Below are 22,625 nucleotides of genomic sequence, written 5' to 3'. Positions count from 1 at the left end.
AAACTTTTCATAACAACAATAAAAGAAAGGATGGGTAAACCGTATTTGCTGAACTGAATACGGGCGGAGAACTATGTAAAAAAGATAAACTGTCTAGCATCTGCGATGCGTCGTCAGTTTCCTATTTTTACTTTGTTCTCTGTCGCCCTTTATATCTTAACTATGTCTATCCATATTGCTGCTAAGCAAGGTGAAATTGCTGATAAAATTCTTCTTCCTGGGGATCCTCTTCGTGCGAAATTTATTGCTGAGAATTTCCTTGAAGACGCTGTATGTTTTAACGAAGTGCGTAACATGTTTGGTTACACTGGGACTTACAAGGGTCACCATGTATCTGTCATGGGAACTGGTATGGGAATGCCATCAATTTCTATCTATGCGCGTGAGTTGATTGTGGACTACGGAGTGAAAAAATTGATCCGTGTCGGAACTGCTGGTTCCTTAAACGAGGATGTCCATGTCCGTGAATTGGTCTTGGCGCAAGCTGCTGCGACTAACTCAAACATCATCCGTAATGACTGGCCACAGTACGATTTCCCACAAATCGCTAGCTTTGATTTGCTGGATAAGGCCTATCATATCGCCAAAGAACTTGGTATGACCACCCACGTTGGGAACGTTTTGTCATCAGATGTCTTTTACTCAAACTACTTTGAAAAGAACATCGAGCTTGGTAAATGGGGAGTCAAGGCTGTGGAAATGGAAGCAGCAGCTCTTTACTATCTTGCTGCCCAACACCACGTTGATGCACTTGCTATCATGACCATTTCTGATAGTTTGGTCAATCCAGAAGAAGACACAACAGCTGAAGAACGCCAAAACACCTTCACCGATATGATGAAGGTTGGATTGGAAACCTTGATTGCAGACTAAACATCGTATTACTTTGAGATAAGGTTATTTCTAAGATTGATTCAAATGCTTTAATCTCAAATATATCAGTAATGATAAAGGAAGAGTTGAAAATCAGATTGCTGGAACTATTGATTTTCAACTTTTTTAGAACCCAGCTTAAGGAGAGATGTGATGGATAAAATAGAACTATTACAAGATTTGATTGATAAAAGCCACAGAATAGTCTTTTTCGGAGGGGCAGGAGTGTCAACCGAGTCTAATATCCCAGATTTTCGTAGTTCAGATGGTGTTTATAGTCATCAGTTAGGCCGTCATTTTACGGCAGAGCAACTCGTTTCTCGGACCATGTTTGAGCGCTATCCAGAAGATTTTTTTGACTTCTATAAAAAATACCTGATTTATCCAGAAGCCAAGCCTAATGCTGCTCATACTTATCTAGCTGCTTTGGAAAAGACAGGTAAGCTCAAGGCTGTTGTGACACAAAATATCGATAGTCTTCATGAAATGGCTGGCTCCCAAAAAGTCTTTAAATTGCATGGGAGTGCGGACCGTAATTACTGCCTAGGTTGTCATCGTTTCTATGACTTACCTGATTTTCTGGCCCTCGAGGGACCGATTCCTCACTGCTTAGACTGTGGCAAGGTGGTCAAGCCTGACGTGACCTTATATGAAGAATCGCTTGACATGGATGTCTTTAGCCAGGCTGCACAAGCTATTCGGCAGGCAGACTTGCTGATTGTCGGTGGGACTTTTTTGGTTGTTTATCCTGCAGCTAGCCTAGTAAACTATTTTTCGGGGACAAATCTGGTCCTTATCAATAAAACCAGTATTCCACAAGACAGCCAAGCTACATTGGTCATTGAAGGCAAGATTGGGGAAGTCTTTTCGAAATTGAGACAATAAAAAAATTTTAGAAGATAGTAACAAAACCTTGTTACTTGAAAGAGGAAGATATCTCAGTTTTTGATCACTATCTCGCTCTTTGAGACTTGTTAAAAACTGGCTGAGAAAATCAAAACACCTTCACCAATATGATGAAGGTTGGATTGGAAACCTTGATTGCAGACTAAATTTGTAATAGAAAATCCTGATTTCAAGTGAAATCAGGATTTTTTCATGGATGCGATTTTTTCTGGGTCTGGTGTGACACGGAGGGTCTTTTGTCCTGTATAGGTCACAAAGCCAGGTTTTCCACCAGTTGGTTTGTTGAGTTTTTTGACCTCAATCATATCCACTTGAACCAAGTTCGACAAGCGTCCTTTAGAGAAATATGCAGCAAGTTCTGCAGCGTCTGTCTTGACTTCGTCAGAAGGGTTGAGGTTGCCTGAGATGACGACGTGGCTGCCAGGAATGTCCTTGGCGTGGAACCAAAGTTCTTCCTTGCGAGCCATTTTAAAGGTTAGTTCTTCATTTTGCAAGTTGTTTCGACCGACATAAATGATGGTTTTGCCATCGCTTGCTAGATACTGCTCTGGTTTTTTGCGCTTATGGATTTTCTCTCGCTGTCTTCTACGGATAAAGCCTGTTTGGATCAATTCTTCACGTATTTCAGCGATTTCCTCCAGTCCAGCTTGATTGAGAACAGTTTCCACACTTTCCAGATAGAGAATAGTTGCCTTGGTTTCTTCAATCAACTCAGTCAGGTATTTAACAGCTTCTTTGAGCTTTTGGTAGCGTTTAAAGTAGCGCTGGGCATTCTGGCTGGGAGTCAGGGCCTTATCAAGCGTTATGGTAACAGGTTGATTCGTGTAGTAGTTATCCAAGATAACCTGGTCTTGGTCATTGGGAACTTGGTGGAGGAAGGTTGTCAGTAATTCTCCTTTTTGGCGAAATTCCTCAGCGTTGTCCGTTGCCAGTAATTCTTTTTCTTGTTTTTTGAGTTTGTGGCGATTTTTTTGCAATTCATTTTCAACACGGCGAATGAGTTCACTGGCTTGCTGTTTGACGCGATCGCGCTCTGCCTTATCTTTGTAGTAGATATCTAGAAGATCAGAAAGACTGGCAAAAGGCTCTCCTATACGATTTGCAAAAGGAACTGGACTAAAGGAAGTCTCAGTCAAGCATGGCTTGGTTTCTTGTTCGAAAAAGTGACGGAAGGTAGAAAGCTTATCACGAACCAGGAGTCTTTCCAGTTCGTTTGCTGTATCACGTCCTAGACCTTGAAAGAGGCTTTGAAGATTTTTTGCAGTTAGTTCATTGGTTTGCAAGATTTCAAAGAGTTTTTCATCCTTGACAGTGAAAGGATTGAGAGACTCGGTACTTGGTGGAGCGATATAGCTTGAGCCTGGCAGTAAGGTGCGGTAGCTATTTTGTGAAAAGCCGACGTGTTTGATGACTTCGAGGATTTTATGGCTACTTTTATCCACGAGGAGAATATTGCTGTGTTTAGCCATAATCTCGATAATCAAGGTAGCCTGAATGTGGTCCCCAATTTCGTTCTTATTGGAAACGGTGATTTCCACAATACGGTCGTTTTCCACTTGCTCAATCGACTCAATCACGGCACCCTGCAAATACTTTCTCAAAACCATGATAAAAGTCGAAGGTTGGGCTGGATTTTCAAAAGTCGTTTGGGTTAGCTGGATGCGCCCAAAAACAGGATGGGCAGAGAGGAGCAGACGATGGCTTTGGCGATTGCTGCGGATTTGCAAGACCAACTCTTGTTCAAAAGGCTGATTGATTTTCTGAATGCGACCATTGACCAACTCGCTTCGTAATTCCTCAACCATGTGGTGTAAAAAAAATCCGTCAAATGACATCGTTCTCTCCTTGTGATTGTATTCCATAGTATTATATCAAAAAGGTAGAATAAAATCATGGAAATATGGTATAATAAAGCCAAGTAAAGAGAATCGAGAAGTACATGTATATTGAAATGGTAGATGAAACTGGCCAAGTTTCACAAGAAATCTTGCAACAAACCCAAGAAATTTTGGAATTTGCAGCCCAAAAAATAGAAAAAGAAGACAAGGAGATGGCAGTTACTTTTGTGACCAATGAGCGTAGCCATGAACTCAATCTCGAGTACCGTGACACGGACCGTCCGACAGATGTCATCAGCCTTGAGTATAAACCAGAGTTGAACATTGCCTTTGATGAAGAAGATTTGCTTGAAAATCCTGAATTAGCAGAGATGATGTCTGAGTTTGATGCCTACATTGGGGAACTGTTCATCTCTATCGATAAAGCGCATGAGCAGGCTGAGGAATACGGCCACAGCTTTGAGCGTGAGATGGGCTTCTTGGCAGTACACGGCTTTTTACACATTAACGGCTATGATCACTACACTCCGGAAGAAGAAGCGGAGATGTTCGGTTTACAAGAAGAAATTTTAACAGCCTATGGACTCACAAGACAATAAACGAAAATGGAAAAATCGTGACCTGATATCCAGTTTAGAATTTGCCCTTACAGGAATTCTGACTGCTTTCAAGGAAGAACGCAATATGCGAAAACATGCAGTGACGGCTCTAGTAGTCATCCTTGCAGGTTTTGTTTTTCAGGTGTCACGAATCGAATGGCTCTTTCTCCTAGTGAGCATTTTCTTGGTAGTAGCCTTTGAGATTATTAACTCTGCTATTGAAAATGTGGTGGATTTAGCCAGTCACTATCACTTTTCTATGTTAGCGAAGAAAGCCAAGGACATGGCGGCTGGTGCCGTACTTGTGGTTTCCCTTCTTGCTGCGGTGATTGGTGCACTTATCTTTATCCCACGCATTTGGGATATACTATTTTAAACTATAAGAGGAAATTATGACATTTAAATCAGGCTTTGTAGCCATTTTAGGGCGTCCCAATGTTGGGAAGTCAACCTTTTTAAATCACGTCATGGGGCAAAAGATTGCCATTATGAGTGACAAGGCGCAGACAACGCGCAATAAAATCATGGGGATTTACACCACAGATAAGGAGCAAATCGTCTTTATCGACACACCAGGAATTCACAAGCCCAAAACAGCTCTTGGGGATTTCATGGTGGAATCTGCCTACAGTACCCTTCGTGAAGTGGATACCGTTCTTTTCATGGTGCCAGCTGATGAGCCACGTGGTAAGGGCGACGACATGATTATCGAGCGTCTGAAAGCTGCCAAGGTTCCTGTGATTCTGGTGGTGAATAAGATTGACAAGGTTCATCCAGACCAGCTTTTGTCTCAGATTGATGACTTCCGCAACCAGATGGACTTTAAGGAAATTGTTCCTATCTCAGCCCTTCAGGGAAATAACGTTTCTCGACTAATCGATATTTTGAGTGAAAATCTAGAGGAAGGTTTCCAGTATTTCCCAGCTGATCAAATCACAGATCATCCTGAGCGTTTCTTGGTTTCAGAAATGATTCGTGAGAAGGTTCTTCATTTGACACGTGAAGAGATTCCACACTCAGTTGCCGTAGTGGTTGACTCTATGAAACGGGATGAAGAGACAGACAAGGTTCACATCCGTGCAACCATCATGGTGGAGCGAGATAGCCAAAAAGGCATTATCATCGGAAAAGGTGGCGCTATGCTCAAGAAAATTGGGACTATGGCCCGTCGTGATATCGAACTCATGCTAGGGGATAAGGTTTTCCTAGAAACTTGGGTCAAGGTCAAGAAAAATTGGCGTGATAAAAAGCTAGATTTGGCTGACTTTGGCTATAATGAAAAAGAATACTAAGTAGAGGTGGGCTCATGCCTGCTTCTTGTTTTTACAGAAGGAGGATTTATGCCTGAATTACCTGAGGTTGAAACGGTTCGTCGTGGCTTAGAAAAATTGATTATAGGAAAGAAGATTTCGAGTATAGAAATTCGTTATCCCAAGATGATTAAGACAGATGTGGACGAGTTTCGAAAGGAAGTGCCTGGTCAGATTATCGAGTCAATGGGACGTCGTGGTAAATACTTGCTTTTTTACTTGACAGACAAGGTCTTGATTTCTCATTTGCGGATGGAGGGCAAGTATTTTTACTATCCAGATCAGGTACCTGAACGCAAGCATGCCCATGTTTTCATCCAGTTTGAAGATGGCGGCACTCTTGTATATGAGGACGTACGCAAGTTTGGTACTATGGAACTATTGGCACCCGACCTGTTGGATGCCTACTTTATTTCTAAGAAACTAGGTCCTGAACCAAGGGAGCAAGACTTTGATTTACAGGTCTTTCAAGTTGCCCTAGCTAAGTCTAAAAAGCCTATCAAATCCCACCTTTTAGACCAGACCTTGGTAGCTGGTCTTGGCAATATCTATGTGGATGAGGTTCTCTGGCGAGCTCAGGTTCATCCAGCAAGACCTTCCCAGACTTTAACGTTAGAGGAGGTGTCAGCTATACATAAGCAGACTATTGCTGTTTTGAGTCAGGCTGTTGAAAAAGGGGGTTCAACTATTCGAACCTATACAAATGCCTTTGGGGAAGATGGAACCATGCAGGATTTTCATCAGGTCTATGATAAGACTGGTCAAGCATGTTCACGCTGTGGCGCCATCATTGAGAAATTCCAGCTTGGCGGAAGGGGAACTCATTTTTGTCCCCAGTGTCAAAGGAGGGACTGATGGGAAAAATCATCGGAATCACAGGTGGTATCGCTTCAGGTAAATCAACTGTGACAAATTTTTTGAGACAGAAAGGTTTTCAAGTGGTGGATGCCGATGCAGTCGTCCACCAACTACAAAAACCTGGTGGTCGTCTTTATCAGCTCTTAGTCCAGCACTTTGGGCAAGAAATTATCTTAGAAAATGGAGAACTCAATCGCCCTCTCCTGGCTAGTCTCATCTTCTCAAATCCTGAGGAGCGGGAATGGTCTAAGCAAACCCAAGGGGAGATTATTCGTGAGGAATTGGCTGCATTGCGAGACCAGTTGACTCAGACAGAAGCGATTTTTTTCATGGATATTCCCCTACTTTTTGAACAGGACTACAGTGCTTGGTTTGATGAAACATGGCTGGTCTATGTGGATCGAGATGTTCAGGTGGAACGTTTCATGAAACGGGATCATCTTTCTAAGGAAGTAGCTGAGTCGCGTCTGGCAGTCCAGTGGTCTTTAGAAGAAAAGAAAAAATTGGCGAGCCATATATTAGATAATAATGGCAGTCGCGATCAGCTTGTGGGTCAAGTAGTGAAATTACTTGAAGGAGGCGATAGCTGTGCAAGAGATTAGTTGGAAAGAGAATCTTCGTGTCGCCTGGTTCGGTAGTTTTCTAACGGGAGCCAGTATCTCCTTGGTCGTCCCTTTCATGCCTATCTTTGTAGAGCAGTTGGGAATTGAAGGGGATCAAGTTGCTTTTTATGCTGGATTAGCCATCTCAGTTTCGGCTGTTTCAGCAGCTCTAGTTTCTCCTATCTGGGGTATTCTTGCTGACAAATATGGACGAAAGCCCATGATGATTCGAGCAGGTCTTGCCATGACCATTACGATGGGAGGTTTGGCCTTCGTGCCAAATATCTGTTGGCTACTCTTTTTGCGCTTGCTCAATGGTGTATTTACTGGTTTTGTCCCCAATGCAACGGCCTTGATTGCTAGTCAGGTACCCAAAGATAAGTCTGGAGCGGCTCTGGGGACTCTATCTACAGGAGTTGTTGCAGGAACATTGACGGGTCCCTTTGTTGGAGGCTTTATTGCTGAAATTTTTGGCATTCGCAATGTCTTTTTATTGGTAGGCGCTTTCTTATTTTTAGCTGCAATCCTAACTATTTTCTTCATCAAGGAAGATTTTCAGCCAGTGGCTAAGGAGAAGGCTATCCCAACGAAAGAATTATTTTCTTCTTTCAAGTATCCTAGGCTCTTAGTAAACCTATTTTTGACTAGTTTTGTCATTCAATTTTCAGCTCAATCAATTGGCCCCATTCTAGCTCTCTATGTGCGGGACTTAGGGCAGTCCGAAAGTCTCCTCCTTGTATCAGGATTGATCGTATCCAGCATGGGATTTTCTAGCATGATGAGTGCTGGATTTCTAGGAAAACTTGGCGATAAGGTAGGGAATCATAGATTGTTGGTCACGGCGCAGATTTATTCCGTCATCATTTACCTACTTTGTGCTCATGCAACCAGCCCCCTTCAACTTGGCTTGTATCGTTTTCTCTTTGGTTTGGGAACAGGTGCTCTCATACCAGGAGTCAATGCCCTTCTTAGCAAAATGACTCCAAAATCAGGTATTTCAAGGATTTTCGCCTTCAACCAAGTCTTTTTTTACCTTGGTGGAGTGATCGGACCTATGGCGGGATCCGCAGTTGCAGGATATTTGGGCTACCATGCTGTCTTTTATGCGACAGCAGCTTGTGTGGCTTTCAGTTGTTTATGTAACTTAGTGCAATTTAGATCGTTATTAAAAGTAAAGGAAATCTAGTGCGAGTAAAAATCAATCTCAAGTGCTCCTCTTGTGGCAGCATGAATTATCTAACCAGTAAGAACTCCAAAACTCATCCAGACAAGATTGAGGTGTTAAAGTATTGTCCCAAGGAAAGAAAAGTAACCCTACATCTTGAATCTAAGTAGATTTTATGGTAAAATAATAGGGATTTTAAGGAGTTTGATATGTATAACCTATTGTTAACCATTTTATTAGTATTATCTGTTGTGATTGTGATTGCGATTTTCATGCAACCAACTAAGAACCAATCCAGCAATGTATTTGATGCCAGCTCAGGTGATTTGTTTGAACGTAGTAAGGCGCGTGGTTTTGAAGCTGTGATGCAACGTTTGACAGGTATTTTAGTCTTTTTCTGGCTAGCCATTGCCTTAGCATTGACGGTATTATCAAGTAGATAAGAAATGGGCGAGACTAGGTCTTAGCCTATTTTTATTTTGAATGACACTTAGAAAGTTATCACTCAAAAAGAAATTATAAAAATCTAGAAAGAAAACATGAAAGATAAAATTAAAGATTATTTGCAAGAGAAGGGGCGAGTGACGGTAAATGACCTAGCTCAGGCTCTCGGAAAGGATAGATCCAAGGATTTCCGTGAGTTGATTAAAACCCTGTCTCTGATGGAAAGAAAGCACCAGATTCGCTTTGAAGATGATGGCAGTTTATGTCTGGACCAAAAGAAGAAACATGAAATCACCCTCAAAGGGATTTTTCATGCCCATAAAAACGGCTTTGGCTTTGTCAGTATAGAAGGCGAAGAGGACGACCTTTTTGTAGGAAAAAACGATGTCAACTATGCCATTGATGGTGATACCGTAGAGGTGGTCATCAAGAAAGTCGCTGACCGCAACAAGGGAACTGCTGCAGAAGCCAAAATTATTGATATCTTAGAACACAGCCTGACAACCGTTGTCGGGCAAATCGTTCTGGATCAGGAAAAGCCCAAGTATGCGGGCTACATTCGTTCAAAGAATCAGAAAATCAGCCAACCGATTTATGTGAAGAAACCGGCTATCAAGTTGGAAGGTACTGAAGTTCTCAAGGTCTTTATTGACAAATACCCAAGTAAGAAACATGATTTCTTTGTCGCTAGTGTGCTAGACGTGGTGGGGCACTCGACTGATGCTGGGATTGACGTTCTTGAAGTCTTGGAATCCATGGATATTGTTTCAGAATTTCCAGAAGCTGTTCTCAAGGAAGCAGAAAGTGTGCCAGAAGCTCCGTCTCAAAAGGATATGGAAGGTCGTCTGGACCTGAGAGATGAAATCGCCTTTACCATTGACGGTGCGGATGCCAAGGACTTGGACGACGCAGTACACATCAAGGCTTTGAAAAATGGCAATATCGAGCTTGGAGTTCACATCGCAGATGTTTCCTACTATGTGACCGAGGGTTCTGCCCTTGATAAGGAAGCTCTTAACCGCGCGACTTCTGTCTACGTGACAGACCGTGTGGTACCAATGCTTCCAGAACGACTGTCAAATGGCATCTGCTCGCTCAATCCTCAAGTAGATCGCTTGACCCAGTCTGCTATTATGGAAATTGATAAACACGGTCGTGTGGTTAATTACACCATTACCCAAACAATTATCAAGACTAGTTTCCGTATGACCTATAGTGATGTCAATGATATCCTAGCTGGCGATGAGGAAAAGAGACGAGAGTTTAAGAAAATTGTTCCAAGTATCGAGCTCATGGCCAAGCTTCATGAAAGGCTAGAAAGCATGCGTGAGAAGCGTGGTGCCCTTAACTTTGATACCAGCGAAGCTAAGATCTTGGTGGATAAAAAAGGTAAGCCTGTGGATATCGTTCTTCGCCAACGTGGAATTGCAGAGCGGATGATCGAGTCCTTCATGTTGATTGCTAATGAAACGGTGGCCGAACACTTTAGTAAAATGGACCTACCTTTCATTTATCGGATTCACGAGGAGCCCAAGGCTGAAAAAGTTCAGAAGTTTATTGATTATGCTTCGAGCTTTGGATTGCGGATTTATGGAACTGCAAGTGAGATGAGCCAGGAGGCCCTCCAAGACATCATGCGTGCGGTTGAGGGAGAGCCTTATGCGGATGTATTATCCATGATGCTTCTCCGTTCTATGCAGCAGGCTCGTTATTCAGAGCACAATCACGGTCACTATGGACTTGCTGCCGACTATTACACTCATTTTACCAGTCCCATTCGCCGTTATCCTGACCTTCTAGTCCATCGAATGATTCGGGACTATGGGCGTTCTAAGGAAGTAGCAGAGCATTTTGAACAAGTGATTCCAGAGATTGCAACCCAGTCTTCCAACCGTGAACGTCGTGCCATCGAGGCGGAGCGTGAAGTCGAAGCCATGAAAAAGGCTGAGTACATGGAAGAATACGTGGGTGAAGAGTACGATGCGGTTGTGTCTAGCATCGTTAAATTCGGTCTCTTTGTCGAATTGCCGAACACAGTTGAAGGCTTGATTCACATCACCAATCTACCTGAATTTTATCATTTCAACGAGCGTGATTTGACTCTTCGTGGAGAGAAATCAGGAATAACTTTCCGCGTGGGACAGCAGATTCGTATTCGCGTAGAAAGAGCGGATAAGATGACAGGTGAGATTGACTTCTCTTATATCCCAAGTGAGTTTGATGTCATCGAAAAAGGCTTGAAACAAGCTGGACGCAAAGACAGAGGTCGTAGTTCAAGTCGTCGTTCAGACAAGAAGGAAGACAAGAGAAAATCAGGGCGCTCGAATGATAAGCACAAGCATTCACAAAAAGATAAAAAGAAAAAGGGTAAGAAACCATTTTACAAAGAAGTAGCTAAGAAAGGAGCCAAGCATGGCAAAGGGCGAGGGAAAGGTCATCGCACAAAATAAAAAAGCGCACCACGACTATACAATCGTAGATACGCTAGAGGCAGGAATAGTGCTGACAGGAACGGAAATCAAGAGTGTACGTGCTGCACGTATCAATCTCAAGGACGGCTTTGCCCAAGTAAAAAATGGGGAAGTCTGGCTGAGCAATGTTCATATCGCCCCTTACGAAGAGGGGAATATCTGGAACCAGGAACCGGAACGCCGCCGCAAACTCCTGCTCCATAAGAAGCAAATTCAAAAACTGGAACAGGAAACCAAAGGGACAGGAATGACCCTTGTTCCCCTCAAAGTCTATATTAAAGATGGCTATGCCAAGCTTCTTTTAGGACTTGCTAAAGGGAAACATGACTATGACAAACGCGAATCCATCAAGCGTCGTGAACAAAACCGCGACATCGCGCGTGTCATGAAAGCTGTCAACCAGCGATAAAAGAGGAAGTAAAATGGAAAAATTAATTGCCTATAAACGGATGCCCTTATGGAATAAACAGACCATGCCAGAAGCTGTCCAGCAGAAACACAATACCAAGGTCGGGACTTGGGGAAAAATCACGGTCTTGAAGGGGACACTCAAGTTTATTGAGTTGACTGAAGATGGTGAGGTTCTAGCTGAGCACCTCTTTGAGGCAGGAGCAGACAACCCCATGGCGCAACCACAAGCCTGGCACCGAGTAGAGGCCGCAACAGACGATGTAGAATGGTACTTGGAATTTTATTGTAAACCTGAGGATTATTTCCCTAAGAAATACCAGACCAATCCAGTCCATTCAGAGGTCCTAGAAGCCATGCAAACGGTGAAACCAGGAAGAGCCTTAGATTTGGGTTGTGGTCAGGGTCGTAACTCTCTCTTTCTTGCACAGAATGGTTTTGATGTGACAGCTGTTGATCAAAATGAATTGTCCCTTGAAATCTTGCAAAGCATCGTGGAGCAAGAGGATCTAGACATGCCTGTAGGTCTATATGATATCAATTCAGCTAGCATTGGGCAAGTCTATGATTTTATCGTTTCAACAGTTGTTCTGATGTTCCTACAAGCAGACCGTATTCCAGCTATTATCCAAAATATGCAGGAGCACACCACGATCGGTGGCTATAACCTTATCGTCTGTGCCATGGATACGGAGGATTATCCTTGCTCAGTAAACTTCCCATTCACTTTTAAAGAAGGGGAGTTGGCGGACTACTACAAGGATTGGGGATTGGTCAAGTATAATGAAAACCCAGGACATCTGCACCGTCGTGATGAAAATGGTAATCGCATTCAACTACGCTTTGCGACTATGTTAGCCAAAAAAATCAAGTAAATTAAACATCTACAAGCGAATAGTAACCGATTTGCAAGGTTTCTATTCGTTTTTGTTTGCGTTGGTTGATTGGGGTGAGCAGGATTTTATGCTATACTAGAAGTAGGAAATCAGAGCAGTAGAATTATATTGCTGACACTCTCAGCGAAAGAAAGTCTTTATGGTGGAGGTGGTCGAATGACGAGTCTTTTGGTGGAATTGTATGATCGGCATGTATTGGAAAAGAATGTCTACCAAGCCTTTATCAGTGATTGTGACGAGATTCTTTTTTTATCTTTGACGAAAATAAGCAATGAAGAGAAACTCTCTCTCCGTCAGTTCATCATGGAAGAGGTTCCTCATATCCAACGAGTGACCTTTCGTCAGTTATCCTTAGAACAACTAGCAAACCAGTTAGATTATTGCTTGGCCGAGTATGACCAGGTTCTTCTTGATGTTTTTGGTGGAGATTCGCTACTAGCCTTATCCCTCTATCAATATGGCTTGGATCGGGACCTCCCCATCGTTGCCATGGATGTCGAGCGAGGAAAACAATACAAGTGGGTAGCCGGTCAGTTAGAAAAAGAAGACTTGGACATTCCCGCCCTAAGCATCCAGCAGCTGATAGCCTTGCGTGGTGGAAAAATGCTCAAATCAAAACGCCCTATCCACTCAGTTCAGCAAATTGCAGCCATCAAAAAACTAGCCAGATCTGCCATTGCCAATCCTGCCCACTGGTATCAAGTGACCCAATTTTTCTCTCTAGCTAAGACCAATGACCTGCATGCTGAGACCGAAAAGATACTGGAAAACAATGGCAGGTATTATCACTATCCAAAATCCCTTATTCCTTTACTTGTGGAAGCAGGGATGCTTTGTATTGAAAGCGAAGACAAGAAACGAGTAGCCTACAGCTTTCCAAGTCAAGAAGCTCAAGTCTTTTGCCGCAACAAGGGACATATTTTAGAGGTATATCTCTATCTCTTGGCGCTTGAATCTCAGCTGTTTGATGAGTGCATGATAGGTGGTGAGATTGATTGGAATGGCATCTTTCCAGAGGCGGACAATGTTCAAAATGAGATTGATGTCATTCTGAGAAAGGGACGCTCGATTACCTTTATCTCTTGCAAGATGACAGATTTATCAGTCGAAGCCATCAATGAACTAGAAGTCTACGCCAATCATTTTGCTGGGGAGAGTTGCCTCAAGTTAATTGTCTGTACGGGGAAAATCAATCCCGTTTATGCCAATCGTTGTCAGGAATACGGGGTGCTGGTCATTAGAAGTGAGCAGATTCCCAATCTCATTCCCATGCTAAAAAAATATTCTAAGAGACAAAAAAGATAAGAAATAATATCATGAAAGGCTGGAATTCCAGTCTTTTTTAGTTCTTTTTCGAATAAATGAGAAAAGGAGGTAGACCATGTTTGTAGCCAGAGATGCCAAGGGAAAATTGGTGAATGCCCTCGAAAAAGACGTTCCCAAGCAAGCTTATACTTGTCCAGCCTGTGGAGGCGGACTACGATTACGCCAAGGACAGAGCATTCGAACGCATTTTGCCCATGAATCTTTAAGAGATTGTATGGCATTTTTTGAAAATGAAAGTCCAGAACATTTGGGAAATAAAGAGGTCCTTTATCACTGGGCCAAGAAAGACAGTCAGGTCGCCTTAGAATATAGTTTACCCGAGATTCAGCAGGTTGCGGATGTTCTCGTCAATGGGAAACTAGCTCTGGAGGTTCAGTGCAGTCCCTTGTCTCAAAAGCTTTTAGGCGATAGAAGTCAAGGATACCACAGCCAGGGCTATCAGGTTATCTGGCTACTGGGAGAAAAACTCTGGTTAAAAGAGCGGTTAACACAACTGCAAAGAGGATTCCTCTATATTAGTCAAAATATGGGTTTCTATGTTTGGGAACTGGATCTCAAAAAGCAAGTTTTGAGACTCAAATATCTTTTGCATCAGGATCTACGTGGCAAGCTTCATTTTCAGGTCAAGGAATTTCCCTATGGCCAAGGAAATCTCTTGGAAATTCTACGATTTCCTTATCAAAAACAAAAACTGCCTCGTTTTGCAGTTGTGCAAGATTCCACTATCTGTCACTACATTCGCCAGCAGTTGTACTATCAAACGCCCTACTGGATGAAGAAGCAGGAGGAAGCTTATTATCAAGGAGACAATCTATTAAACCATCAACTAGACGACTGGTATCCTCAAGTCAAGCCGATAGAATCAGGTGATTTTTTGCAGATTGAAACGGATTTGACTAGCTATTATAGAAATTTTCAGGCTTACTATCAAAAAAATCCGAAAAATAATCGCCAAAAGCTCTATCCGCCAGCCTTTTATCGCTTATATTTCTCAAAAAATGTGGTAAAATAGAAAGGATGGAGGAATCTTATGGTATTACAACGACATGAAATAAATGAAAAAGATACATGGGATCTTTCGACAATCTACCCAACAGACCAGGCTTGGGAAGAAGCCTTGAAAGATTTAACTGAAAAAGTACAAACAGCGTCCCAGTATGAGGGGCATCTCTTGGATAGCGCAGACAGTTTGCTTGAGATCACAGAATTCTCACTTGACTTGGAACGCCAAGTTGAAAAGCTTTATGTCTATGCACATATGAAAAATGACCAGGACACGCGTGAGGCCAAGTATCAAGAGTACTATGCTAAGGCAATGACCCTATACAGTCAGTTAGAACAAGCCTTTTCATTCTATGAACCTGAGTTTATGGAGATTGGCGAAGAGCAGTATGCGGCCTTCCTAGAAGCTCAACCAAAACTCCAAGTTTACAAGCACTTTTTTGACAAACTCTTGCAAAAGAAAGACCATGTTCTTTCGCAACGTGAGGAAGAATTGCTTGCGGGAGCAGGAGAAATCTTTGGCGCTGCTAGTGAAACCTTTGCTATTTTGGACAATGCGGATATCACCTTCCCATATGTCCTTGATGACGAAGGCAAGGAAGTGCAACTCTCACATGGTACTTACATCCGTTTGATGGAGTCTAAAAACCGTGAAGTGCGCCGTGGTGCCTATGAAGCTCTCTATGCGACATATGAGCAATTCCAACATACTTACGCTAAGACTTTGCAGACAAATGTTAAGGTGCAAAACTACCGAGCAAAAGTTCGCAACTATAAGAGTGCTCGCCATGCAGCCCTCGCAGCAAACTTTGTCCCAGAGAGTGTCTATGACAATCTAGTAGCAGCAGTTCGCAAGCATTTGCCTCTCTTGCATCGTTACCTTGAACTTCGTTCTAAAATCTTGGGGATTTCAGATCTCAAGATGTATGATGTTTACACACCACTATCTTCAGTAGAATACAGCTTTACCTACGAAGAAGCCTTGAAAAAGGCAGAAGAAGCCTTGGCAGTCTTGGGTGACGACTACTTGAGCCGTGTCAAACGTGCCTTTAGCGAGCGTTGGATTGATGTTTATGAAAACCAAGGCAAGCGTTCTGGTGCTTATTCTGGTGGTTCTTATGATACTAATGCCTTCATGCTTCTCAACTGGCAGGATAACTTAGATAATCTCTTTACCCTTGTCCATGAGACAGGTCACAGTATGCACTCCAGTTATACTCGTGAAACCCAACCTTATGTTTACGGAGATTACTCAATTTTCTTGGCTGAGATTGCCTCAACGACCAATGAAAATATCTTGACGGAGAAATTACTGGAAGAAGTAGAAGACGATGCAACGCGCTTTGCTATCCTCAATAACTTCTTGGACGGTTTCCGTGGAACGGTCTTCCGCCAAACTCAATTCGCTGAGTTCGAACATGCCATTCACCAAGCAGACCAAAATGGAGAAGTCTTGACAAGTGATTTTCTGAATAAACTCTACGCTGACTTGAACCAAGAGTACTATGGACTCAGCAAGGAAGATAATCCTCAAATCCAATACGAGTGGGCACGAATCCCACACTTCTACTATAACTACTATGTTTATCAGTATTCAACAGGTTTTGCAGCTGCTTCAGCCTTGGCTGAAAAGATTGTCCATGGAAGTCAAGAAGATCGTGACCGCTATATCGACTACCTCAAAGCAGGTAAATCTGACTATCCGCTCAATGTTATGAGAAAAGCGGGTGTTGATATGGAAAAAGAAGACTATCTTAACGATGCCTTTGCAGTCTTTGAACGTCGCTTGAACGAGTTTGAAGCTCTTGTTGAAAAATTGGGACTAGCTTAAGATGGTAGAGTCTTATAGTAAAAATGCCAATCACAATATGCGTCGTCCCGTCGTCAAGGAAGAAATCGTTGAACTCATGCGCCAGCGTCAAAAGCAGGTGACAGGTTCTTTGAAAGAATTGGAAACCTTCGCTCGCAAGGAAAATATCCCAATCATTCCTCATGAAACAGTTGCTTACTTTCGATTTCTCATGGAAAGTCTGCAGCCTAAGAATATTTTGGAAATTGGGACAGCTATCGGTTTTTCAGCTCTTTTGATGGCGGAGCATGCGCCAGATGCTAAGATTACAACCATTGACCGTAATCCTGAGATGATAGGCTTTGCCAAGGAAAACTTTGCTCAGTTTGACAGTCGTAAGCAAATCACCCTCTTAGAGGGAGATGCCGTAGATGTTTTGTCTAGCCTGACAGAAACTTATGACTTTGTCTTTATGGATTCGGCTAAGTCCAAGTACATCGTCTTTCTACCTGAAATCCTCAAACGACTTGAAGTTGGTGGAGTGGTTGTCTTGGATGATATTTTTCAAGGAGGAGATGTTGCCAAGGACATCATGGAAGTCCGCCGTGGTCAAAGAACTATTTACCGTGGTTTGCAAAGACTTTTTGAAGCAACTTTGGACAATCCAGATTTAACGGCAACTCTAGTTCCGCTTGGGGATGGCATTCTCATGCTACGTAAGAATGTAGCAGATGTGCAACTTCCTGAGAGTGAATGATTTTCAGAAAAATTTAAGAAATTATAGTAAAATAGATAAGGTAACACTTACCGTAAAAGGAGTAAACATGAAGAAAAAACTAATGGCAGGAGCCATCACACTTTTATCAGTGGCAACACTTGCAGCTTGTTCAAACAGTTCTGAAGGAAAAGATTTGATCAGCATGAAAGGTGATGTGATTACAGAAAATCAATTCTTTGAAGAAGTAAAGAACAATCCAACTGCGCAACAAGTCTTGCTAAACATGACCATCCAAAAAGTCTTTGAAAAACAATATGGTTCTGAAGTGACTGAACAAGAAGTGGATGATGCTGTTGCGGAAGAACAAAAGAAATACGGTGATAGCTATAACAGCGTCCTTCAACGTGCAGGTATGACTCCTGAAGCTCGTAAAGCTCAAATCCGTACCAACAAATTGGTTGAATTGGCAGTTAAGAAAGCTGCCGAGAGTGAATTGACAGATGAGGCTTACCAAAAGGCTTTTGAGTCTTATACACCAGATGTGACAGCTCAAATCATCCGTATGGATAATGAAGACAAGGCAAAAGAAGTGCTTGAGAAAGCCAAAGCAGAAGGTGCAGATTTTGCTCAGTTGGCGAAAGACAACTCTAACGACGACAAAACAAAAGAAAATGGTGGAGAAATCACTTTTGACTCTGCTTCAACAGAACTTCCAGAACAAGTCAAAAAAGCAGCCTTTGCCTTGGATGTGAACGGTGTTTCTGATGTGATTACGGCTACTGGAACACAAGCCTACAGCAATCAATTCTACATCGTTAAAGTAACGAAGAAGACAGAAAAATCTTCTAACTTAGAGGATTACAAAGAAAAATTGAAGACCATCATTTTGACTCAAAAACAAAATGATTCTGCCTTTGTTCAAGGAGTAATTGGTAAAGAATTACAAGCTGCTAATATCAAAGTCAAAGATCAAGCCTTCCAAAACATCTTCACCCAATACATCGGTGGTGGTGACTCAAGCTCAAGTTCAAGCAGTAGCTCTTCATCTAACTAAGCAATGAAAATACAAATCTCATTTGAGGTTTGTATTTTTTATGCTTGAAGACAAAAAATAAGTAAAATTCGAAGGATTAAAGGATAATAGTTTTTTTCTTTCTGAAAAAGTGGTATAATAACAATCAAAACTAGAAAATAAAACGGAATTAGGGACAACTGCCTCTGTTCCTATTAGAGTGGTGAAATATGAAAATTAGTAAAAGGCACCTACTAAACTATTCCATTTTGATTCCTTACTTCCTTTTGTCGATTTTGGGGCTGATTGTGGTATATTCGACAACGAGTGCAACCCTGATTGAAGAAGGGAAAAGTGCATTTCAATTGGTACGTAACCAGGGGATCTTTTGGATAGCTAGTTTGATTCTGATTGCCTTAATCTACAAATTAAAATTAGGTTTCCTGAGAAATGGACGTCTGATCTTCATTGTTATGGGGGTTGAGATGGTTCTCTTAGCTCTGGCGCGTTTGATTGGTACCCCTGTCAATGGAGCTTACGGATGGATTTCTGTAGGACCCGTAACGATTCAGCCGGCTGAATACCTTAAGATTATCATCATCTGGTACTTGGCGCATCGTTTTTCAAAACAGCAAGATGAGATTGCGGTTTATGACTTCCAGGTTTTGACCCAAAACCAGTGGTTGCCTCGTGCTTTTAATGACTGGCGCTTTGTTCTGCTAGTTCTGATTGGTAGCTTGGGAATTTTCCCAGACTTGGGGAATGCAACCATCTTGGTTTTAGTGGCGCTTATCATGTATACGGTTAGTGGAATTGCTTATCGTTGGTTCTCGACTATACTGGCTCTCTTAGCAGGAAGTTCAATTTTATTCTTATCTGTCATTCGTCTCGTTGGGGTTGAAAAATTTTCTCAGATACCGGTATTTGGTTATGTTGCTAAACGTTTTAGTGCCTTCTTTAATCCCTTTAATGACTTGGCGGGTGCAGGACACCAGCTTGCAAATTCCTACTATGCCATGGTTAATGGAGGCTGGTTCGGACTAGGATTGGGAAATTCTATCGAGAAGCGTGGCTATCTGCCAGAAGCCCATACGGATTTCGTCTTTTCGATTGTCATCGAAGAGTTTGGATTCGTAGGAGCGAGTATGATTTTGGCTTTACTCTTCTTCTTAATTTTACGAATCATCTTGGTTGGTATTCGAGCTAAGGATCCCTTTAACTCCATGGTTGCTATCGGTGTTGGAGGGATGATTCTTGTCCAGGTCTTTGTCAATATCGGTGGGATTTCTGGTTTGATTCCTTCTACAGGGGTGACCTTCCCCTTCCTTTCACAAGGTGGGAACAGTCTCCTGGTATTATCCGTAGCCATTGCCCTCGTATTAAATATCGATGCCAGCGAGAAACGTGCTAAACTCATTAGAGAATACGAATCTCAAACTGTTGAAGGTCTGTAAGGATTGTATGGAAAGGAAAAATATATGTCTCTTCAGAAATTAGAAAACTATAGTAATAAAGCCGTCATCCAAGAAGAAGTCTTGATTTTGACTGAGCTGCTAGAAGATATCACAAAAAATATGCTAGCGCCAGAGACCTTTGAGAAAATCATGCAGTTGAAGGAATTATCAACAAATGAAAACTATCAAGGGCTCAATGAACTGGTGACTAGCCTTTCCAATGAAGAAATGATTTACATTTCTCGTTATTTCTCTATCCTTCCACTCTTGATTAATATATCTGAGGATGTGGACTTAGCCTATAAAATTAACCACCAGAACAATGTGGACCAAGACTATCTAGGGAAATTGTCTACAACCATAAAGATGGTAGCTGAAAAAGAAAATGCAGCTGAAATTTTAGAAAAGTTAAATGTCGTTCCTGTCTTGACCGCCCATCCAACGCAAGTACAACGCAAGAGTATGCTGGACTTGACCAACCATATCCATACGCTCTTGCGTAAGTACCGTGATGTCAAACTAGGCTTGATTAATAAAGAAAAATGGAACATGGATCTCCGTCGTTACATTGAAATTATCATGCAAACAGACATGATTCGTGAGAAGAAGTTGAAAGTAACTAACGAAATCACCAACGTGATGGAGTACTATCAAAGTTCCTTCCTGAATGCTGTTCCGCGTTTGACGGCTGAATATAAGAAACTAGCTAAAGAACAAGGAATTGAGCTCCAACATCCAAAACCAATTACTATGGGGATGTGGATTGGAGGAGACCGTGATGGAAATCCTTTCGTAACAGCGGAAACCCTCAATAAATCAGCTTTGACTCAGTGCGAAGTCATCATGAACTACTACGATGAAAAGATTTATAATCTTTATCGTGAATTTTCACTGTCAACCAGTATCGTGAATGTCAGTGATAAAGTTCGTGAGATGGCGCTGAAGTCACAAGATAACTCCATTTATCGCGAAAAAGAACTCTATCGTCGTGCTCTTTTTGATATCCAAGCTAAGATGCAGGCAACTAAGGCTTATCTCATTGAAGATAAGGATCTTCAGCCTAGATATGCTACTGCAGATGAATTTTATCAAGACTTGTTGGCCATTCGAGATTCTCTCCTTGAGAACAAGGGAGAATACCTGATTTCAGGAGAATTTGTTGAACTGATGCAAGCCGTTGAAATCTTTGGCTTCTACCTTGCTTCTATTGACATGCGTCAAGACTCTAGTGTTCATGAAGCCTGTGTGGCTGAATTGTTAGCATCTGCTGGCATCAACGACCATTATAGCGATCTCTCTGAAGATGAAAAATGCGCCCTCCTCTTAAAAGAGTTGGAAGAAGATCCTCGTATCCTCTCAGCTACTCATGCTGAAAAGTCAGAACTGCTTGAGAAAGAATTGTCTATCTTCAAAACTGCTCGCAAGTTGAAGGATAAACTGGGGGAAAATGTCATTCGCCAAACCATCATCTCTCATGCGACAAGTGTATCTGATATGCTAGAATTAGCCATCATGCTCAAGGAAGTCGGCTTGGTTGATGCTCAAAAAGCGCGCGTTCAGATTGTTCCCCTCTTTGAAACGATTGAAGACTTGGATCACTCGGAAGAAACCATGAGAAGATATTTCTCTCTTCCATTGGCTAAAAAATGGATTGCTTCAAAAGACAACTACCAAGAAATCATGCTTGGTTACTCTGATAGTAACAAGGATGGTGGTTATCTATCATCGTGTTGGACACTCTACAAAGCTCAACAACAACTGACTGCTATCGGGGATGAATTTGGCGTTAAGGTCACCTTCTTCCATGGACGTGGTGGTACTGTTGGTCGAGGTGGTGGTCCAACTTATGAAGCTATCACATCTCAACCGCTCAAGTCTATCAAGGACCGTATCCGTCTGACTGAGCAAGGAGAAGTCATTGGAAACAAATACGGAAACAAAGACGCTGCCTATTATAACCTTGAAATGTTGGTTTCTGCAGCCATTAACCGTATGATTACCAAGAAGAAGAGCGATACCAACACGTCAAATCGTTATGAAGCTGTTATGGATCAAGTAGTGGACCGTAGCTACGATATCTACCGTGATTTGGTCTTTGGAAACGAACATTTCTATGATTATTTCTTCGAGTCAAGCCCAATCAAGGCTATATCAAGCTTCAACATTGGTTCACGTCCTGCAGCTCGTAAGACTATCACTGAAATCGGTGGTTTGCGTGCCATACCTTGGGTCTTCTCATGGTCACAAAGTCGTGTCATGTTCCCTGGATGGTATGGAGTAGGATCCAGCTTTAAAGAGTTTATTGATCAAGATCCGAAGAATATCGAGTTTCTTCGTGACATGTACCAAAACTGGCCTTTCTTCCAATCTTTGCTTTCCAATGTAGACATGGTCTTATCTAAGTCTAACATGAACATTGCTTTTGAATATGCTAAGCTCTGTGAAGATGAAGAAGTGCAAGCTATCTACTACACTATTTTAGATGAATGGCAATTGACCAAGAACGTCATTCTAGCTATCGAAGGTTATGACGAACTCTTGGCAGAAAATTCCTACCTAAAAGACAGTCTAAACTATCGTATGCCTTACTTTAATATCCTTAACTATATCCAGTTGGAGTTGATCAAACGTCAACGTCGTGGTGAATTGTCGGTAGACGAAGAAAAACTAATCCATACAACTATCAACGGAATTGCGACCGGTTTGCGTAATTCAGGCTGATATTCTACAAACTTCCTCTTTTTTCAAGGGGAAGTTTTTGAATTGTTTAAAAAATTCTAAAAATAGCCTTGACAAGTAGTTGAAAAATGATATAATTTAAACATTCAGAAAGTAATCATGCTCATTTTTTAGAGAGTCTGTGGTTGGTGAAAACAGATAGATGAAAGTGATGAAATTGGGCTGAATGTTATTAAGAATTTGAAATCATAAAAATTCGGTGAGCACACCTTACA

General features: G+C 42.0%; 21 protein-coding genes and 1 other annotated feature (1 of these 22 running past the window's edge). Of the genes, 20 read left to right on the top strand and 1 reads right to left on the bottom strand.

All coding sequences use genetic code 11. The features are described 5' to 3' along the window. Positions 1-162: 162 nt before the first annotated feature. Both deoD and AC4ME5_RS02120 read left to right on the top strand, forming a co-directional pair. Positions 163-873: a purine-nucleoside phosphorylase gene (gene deoD, locus AC4ME5_RS02125; RefSeq protein ID WP_007521620.1), complete on the top strand. Its 711-nt coding sequence runs from the start codon at positions 163-165 to the stop codon at positions 871-873. Between the two features lie 153 nt (positions 874-1,026). Then, complete coding sequence (locus AC4ME5_RS02120; protein ID WP_491799640.1) at positions 1,027-1,758, top strand: NAD-dependent protein deacylase; 732 nt, start codon at positions 1,027-1,029, stop codon at positions 1,756-1,758. 200 nt (positions 1,759-1,958) lie between these two features. On the opposite strand, the gene pavA is transcribed toward AC4ME5_RS02120, so the two are convergent. After that, positions 1,959-3,614: an Rqc2 family fibronectin-binding protein PavA gene (gene pavA, locus AC4ME5_RS02115; RefSeq protein ID WP_491799638.1), complete on the bottom strand. Its 1,656-nt coding sequence runs from the start codon at positions 3,612-3,614 to the stop codon at positions 1,959-1,961. 104 nt (positions 3,615-3,718) lie between these two features. On the opposite strand from pavA, the gene ybeY reads away from it, so the two are divergent. The 18 genes from ybeY to ppc all read left to right on the top strand — a co-directional run bounded on the left by ybeY (position 3,719) and on the right by ppc (position 22,392). Continuing rightward, complete coding sequence (gene ybeY, locus AC4ME5_RS02110) at positions 3,719-4,216, top strand: rRNA maturation RNase YbeY (RefSeq protein WP_084938561.1); 498 nt, start codon at positions 3,719-3,721, stop codon at positions 4,214-4,216. Further along, the gene (locus tag AC4ME5_RS02105) at positions 4,197-4,592 is read left to right on the top strand and encodes a diacylglycerol kinase family protein (protein ID WP_084938560.1); all 396 of its coding nucleotides are present in this window, start codon (positions 4,197-4,199) and stop codon (positions 4,590-4,592) included. The genes ybeY and AC4ME5_RS02105 overlap by 20 nt, the downstream gene beginning before the upstream one ends. Positions 4,593-4,608: 16 nt before the next feature. Beyond that, a complete protein-coding gene (gene era, locus AC4ME5_RS02100; RefSeq protein ID WP_000143280.1) occupies positions 4,609-5,508 on the top strand; it encodes a GTPase Era in 900 nt (299 codons plus the stop codon). A gap of 48 nt (positions 5,509-5,556) precedes the next feature. After that, positions 5,557-6,381 (top strand): DNA-formamidopyrimidine glycosylase, encoded by an 825-nt coding sequence (gene mutM / locus AC4ME5_RS02095; RefSeq protein ID WP_491799636.1) that lies wholly within the window; start codon positions 5,557-5,559, stop codon positions 6,379-6,381. Then, the gene (coaE, locus tag AC4ME5_RS02090; RefSeq protein WP_247941493.1) at positions 6,381-6,986 is read left to right on the top strand and encodes a dephospho-CoA kinase; all 606 of its coding nucleotides are present in this window, start codon (positions 6,381-6,383) and stop codon (positions 6,984-6,986) included. The genes mutM and coaE overlap by 1 nt, the downstream gene beginning before the upstream one ends. After that, positions 6,973-8,172: a multidrug efflux MFS transporter PmrA gene (gene pmrA / locus AC4ME5_RS02085; RefSeq protein ID WP_491799634.1), complete on the top strand. Its 1,200-nt coding sequence runs from the start codon at positions 6,973-6,975 to the stop codon at positions 8,170-8,172. The genes coaE and pmrA overlap by 14 nt, the downstream gene beginning before the upstream one ends. After that, the gene (rpmG, locus tag AC4ME5_RS02080; protein ID WP_007519517.1) at positions 8,172-8,321 is read left to right on the top strand and encodes a 50S ribosomal protein L33; all 150 of its coding nucleotides are present in this window, start codon (positions 8,172-8,174) and stop codon (positions 8,319-8,321) included. Before pmrA ends, rpmG begins: the two co-directional genes overlap by 1 nt. A gap of 39 nt (positions 8,322-8,360) precedes the next feature. After that, positions 8,361-8,594, top strand: a complete 234-nt coding sequence (gene secG / locus AC4ME5_RS02075; protein WP_000282517.1) for a preprotein translocase subunit SecG — start codon at positions 8,361-8,363, stop codon at positions 8,592-8,594. A gap of 96 nt (positions 8,595-8,690) precedes the next feature. After that, entirely contained in the window at positions 8,691-11,045 is a 2,355-nt protein-coding gene (gene rnr / locus AC4ME5_RS02070) for a ribonuclease R (RefSeq protein ID WP_491799624.1), read from the top strand. Continuing rightward, positions 11,008-11,475, top strand: coding sequence for an SsrA-binding protein SmpB (gene smpB, locus AC4ME5_RS02065; RefSeq protein WP_491799622.1), 468 nt, complete (start codon positions 11,008-11,010; stop codon positions 11,473-11,475). The genes rnr and smpB overlap by 38 nt, the downstream gene beginning before the upstream one ends. Positions 11,476-11,488: 13 nt before the next feature. Continuing rightward, positions 11,489-12,349: an SAM-dependent methyltransferase TehB gene (gene tehB, locus AC4ME5_RS02060; RefSeq protein ID WP_491799620.1), complete on the top strand. Its 861-nt coding sequence runs from the start codon at positions 11,489-11,491 to the stop codon at positions 12,347-12,349. Between the two features lie 177 nt (positions 12,350-12,526). Further along, complete coding sequence (locus AC4ME5_RS02055) at positions 12,527-13,675, top strand: PDDEXK family nuclease (protein ID WP_491799619.1); 1,149 nt, start codon at positions 12,527-12,529, stop codon at positions 13,673-13,675. Positions 13,676-13,751: 76 nt separating this feature from the next. Then, complete coding sequence (locus tag AC4ME5_RS02050) at positions 13,752-14,708, top strand: competence protein CoiA (RefSeq protein ID WP_491799617.1); 957 nt, start codon at positions 13,752-13,754, stop codon at positions 14,706-14,708. 18 nt (positions 14,709-14,726) lie between these two features. Beyond that, positions 14,727-16,529, top strand: a complete 1,803-nt coding sequence (gene pepF, locus AC4ME5_RS02045; protein ID WP_491799615.1) for an oligoendopeptidase F — start codon at positions 14,727-14,729, stop codon at positions 16,527-16,529. Position 16,530: 1 nt separating this feature from the next. Further along, positions 16,531-17,244, top strand: coding sequence for an O-methyltransferase (locus AC4ME5_RS02040; RefSeq protein WP_491799613.1), 714 nt, complete (start codon positions 16,531-16,533; stop codon positions 17,242-17,244). Between the two features lie 67 nt (positions 17,245-17,311). Beyond that, the gene (gene prsA / locus AC4ME5_RS02035; protein WP_045616983.1) at positions 17,312-18,259 is read left to right on the top strand and encodes a peptidylprolyl isomerase PrsA; all 948 of its coding nucleotides are present in this window, start codon (positions 17,312-17,314) and stop codon (positions 18,257-18,259) included. A gap of 188 nt (positions 18,260-18,447) precedes the next feature. Beyond that, complete coding sequence (gene ftsW, locus AC4ME5_RS02030; protein WP_491799610.1) at positions 18,448-19,671, top strand: cell division peptidoglycan polymerase FtsW; 1,224 nt, start codon at positions 18,448-18,450, stop codon at positions 19,669-19,671. Positions 19,672-19,695: 24 nt separating this feature from the next. Then, complete coding sequence (gene ppc / locus AC4ME5_RS02025) at positions 19,696-22,392, top strand: phosphoenolpyruvate carboxylase (protein ID WP_084940211.1); 2,697 nt, start codon at positions 19,696-19,698, stop codon at positions 22,390-22,392. A gap of 96 nt (positions 22,393-22,488) precedes the next feature. Then, positions 22,489-22,625 (top strand) — a binding site (T-box leader); it runs 79 nt beyond the window's last position.

The organism is Streptococcus sp. A69, assembly GCF_058556195.1.
The sequence above is the reverse complement of the archived record's forward strand: the minus strand, read 5'-3'. Positions and strand labels throughout refer to the sequence as shown.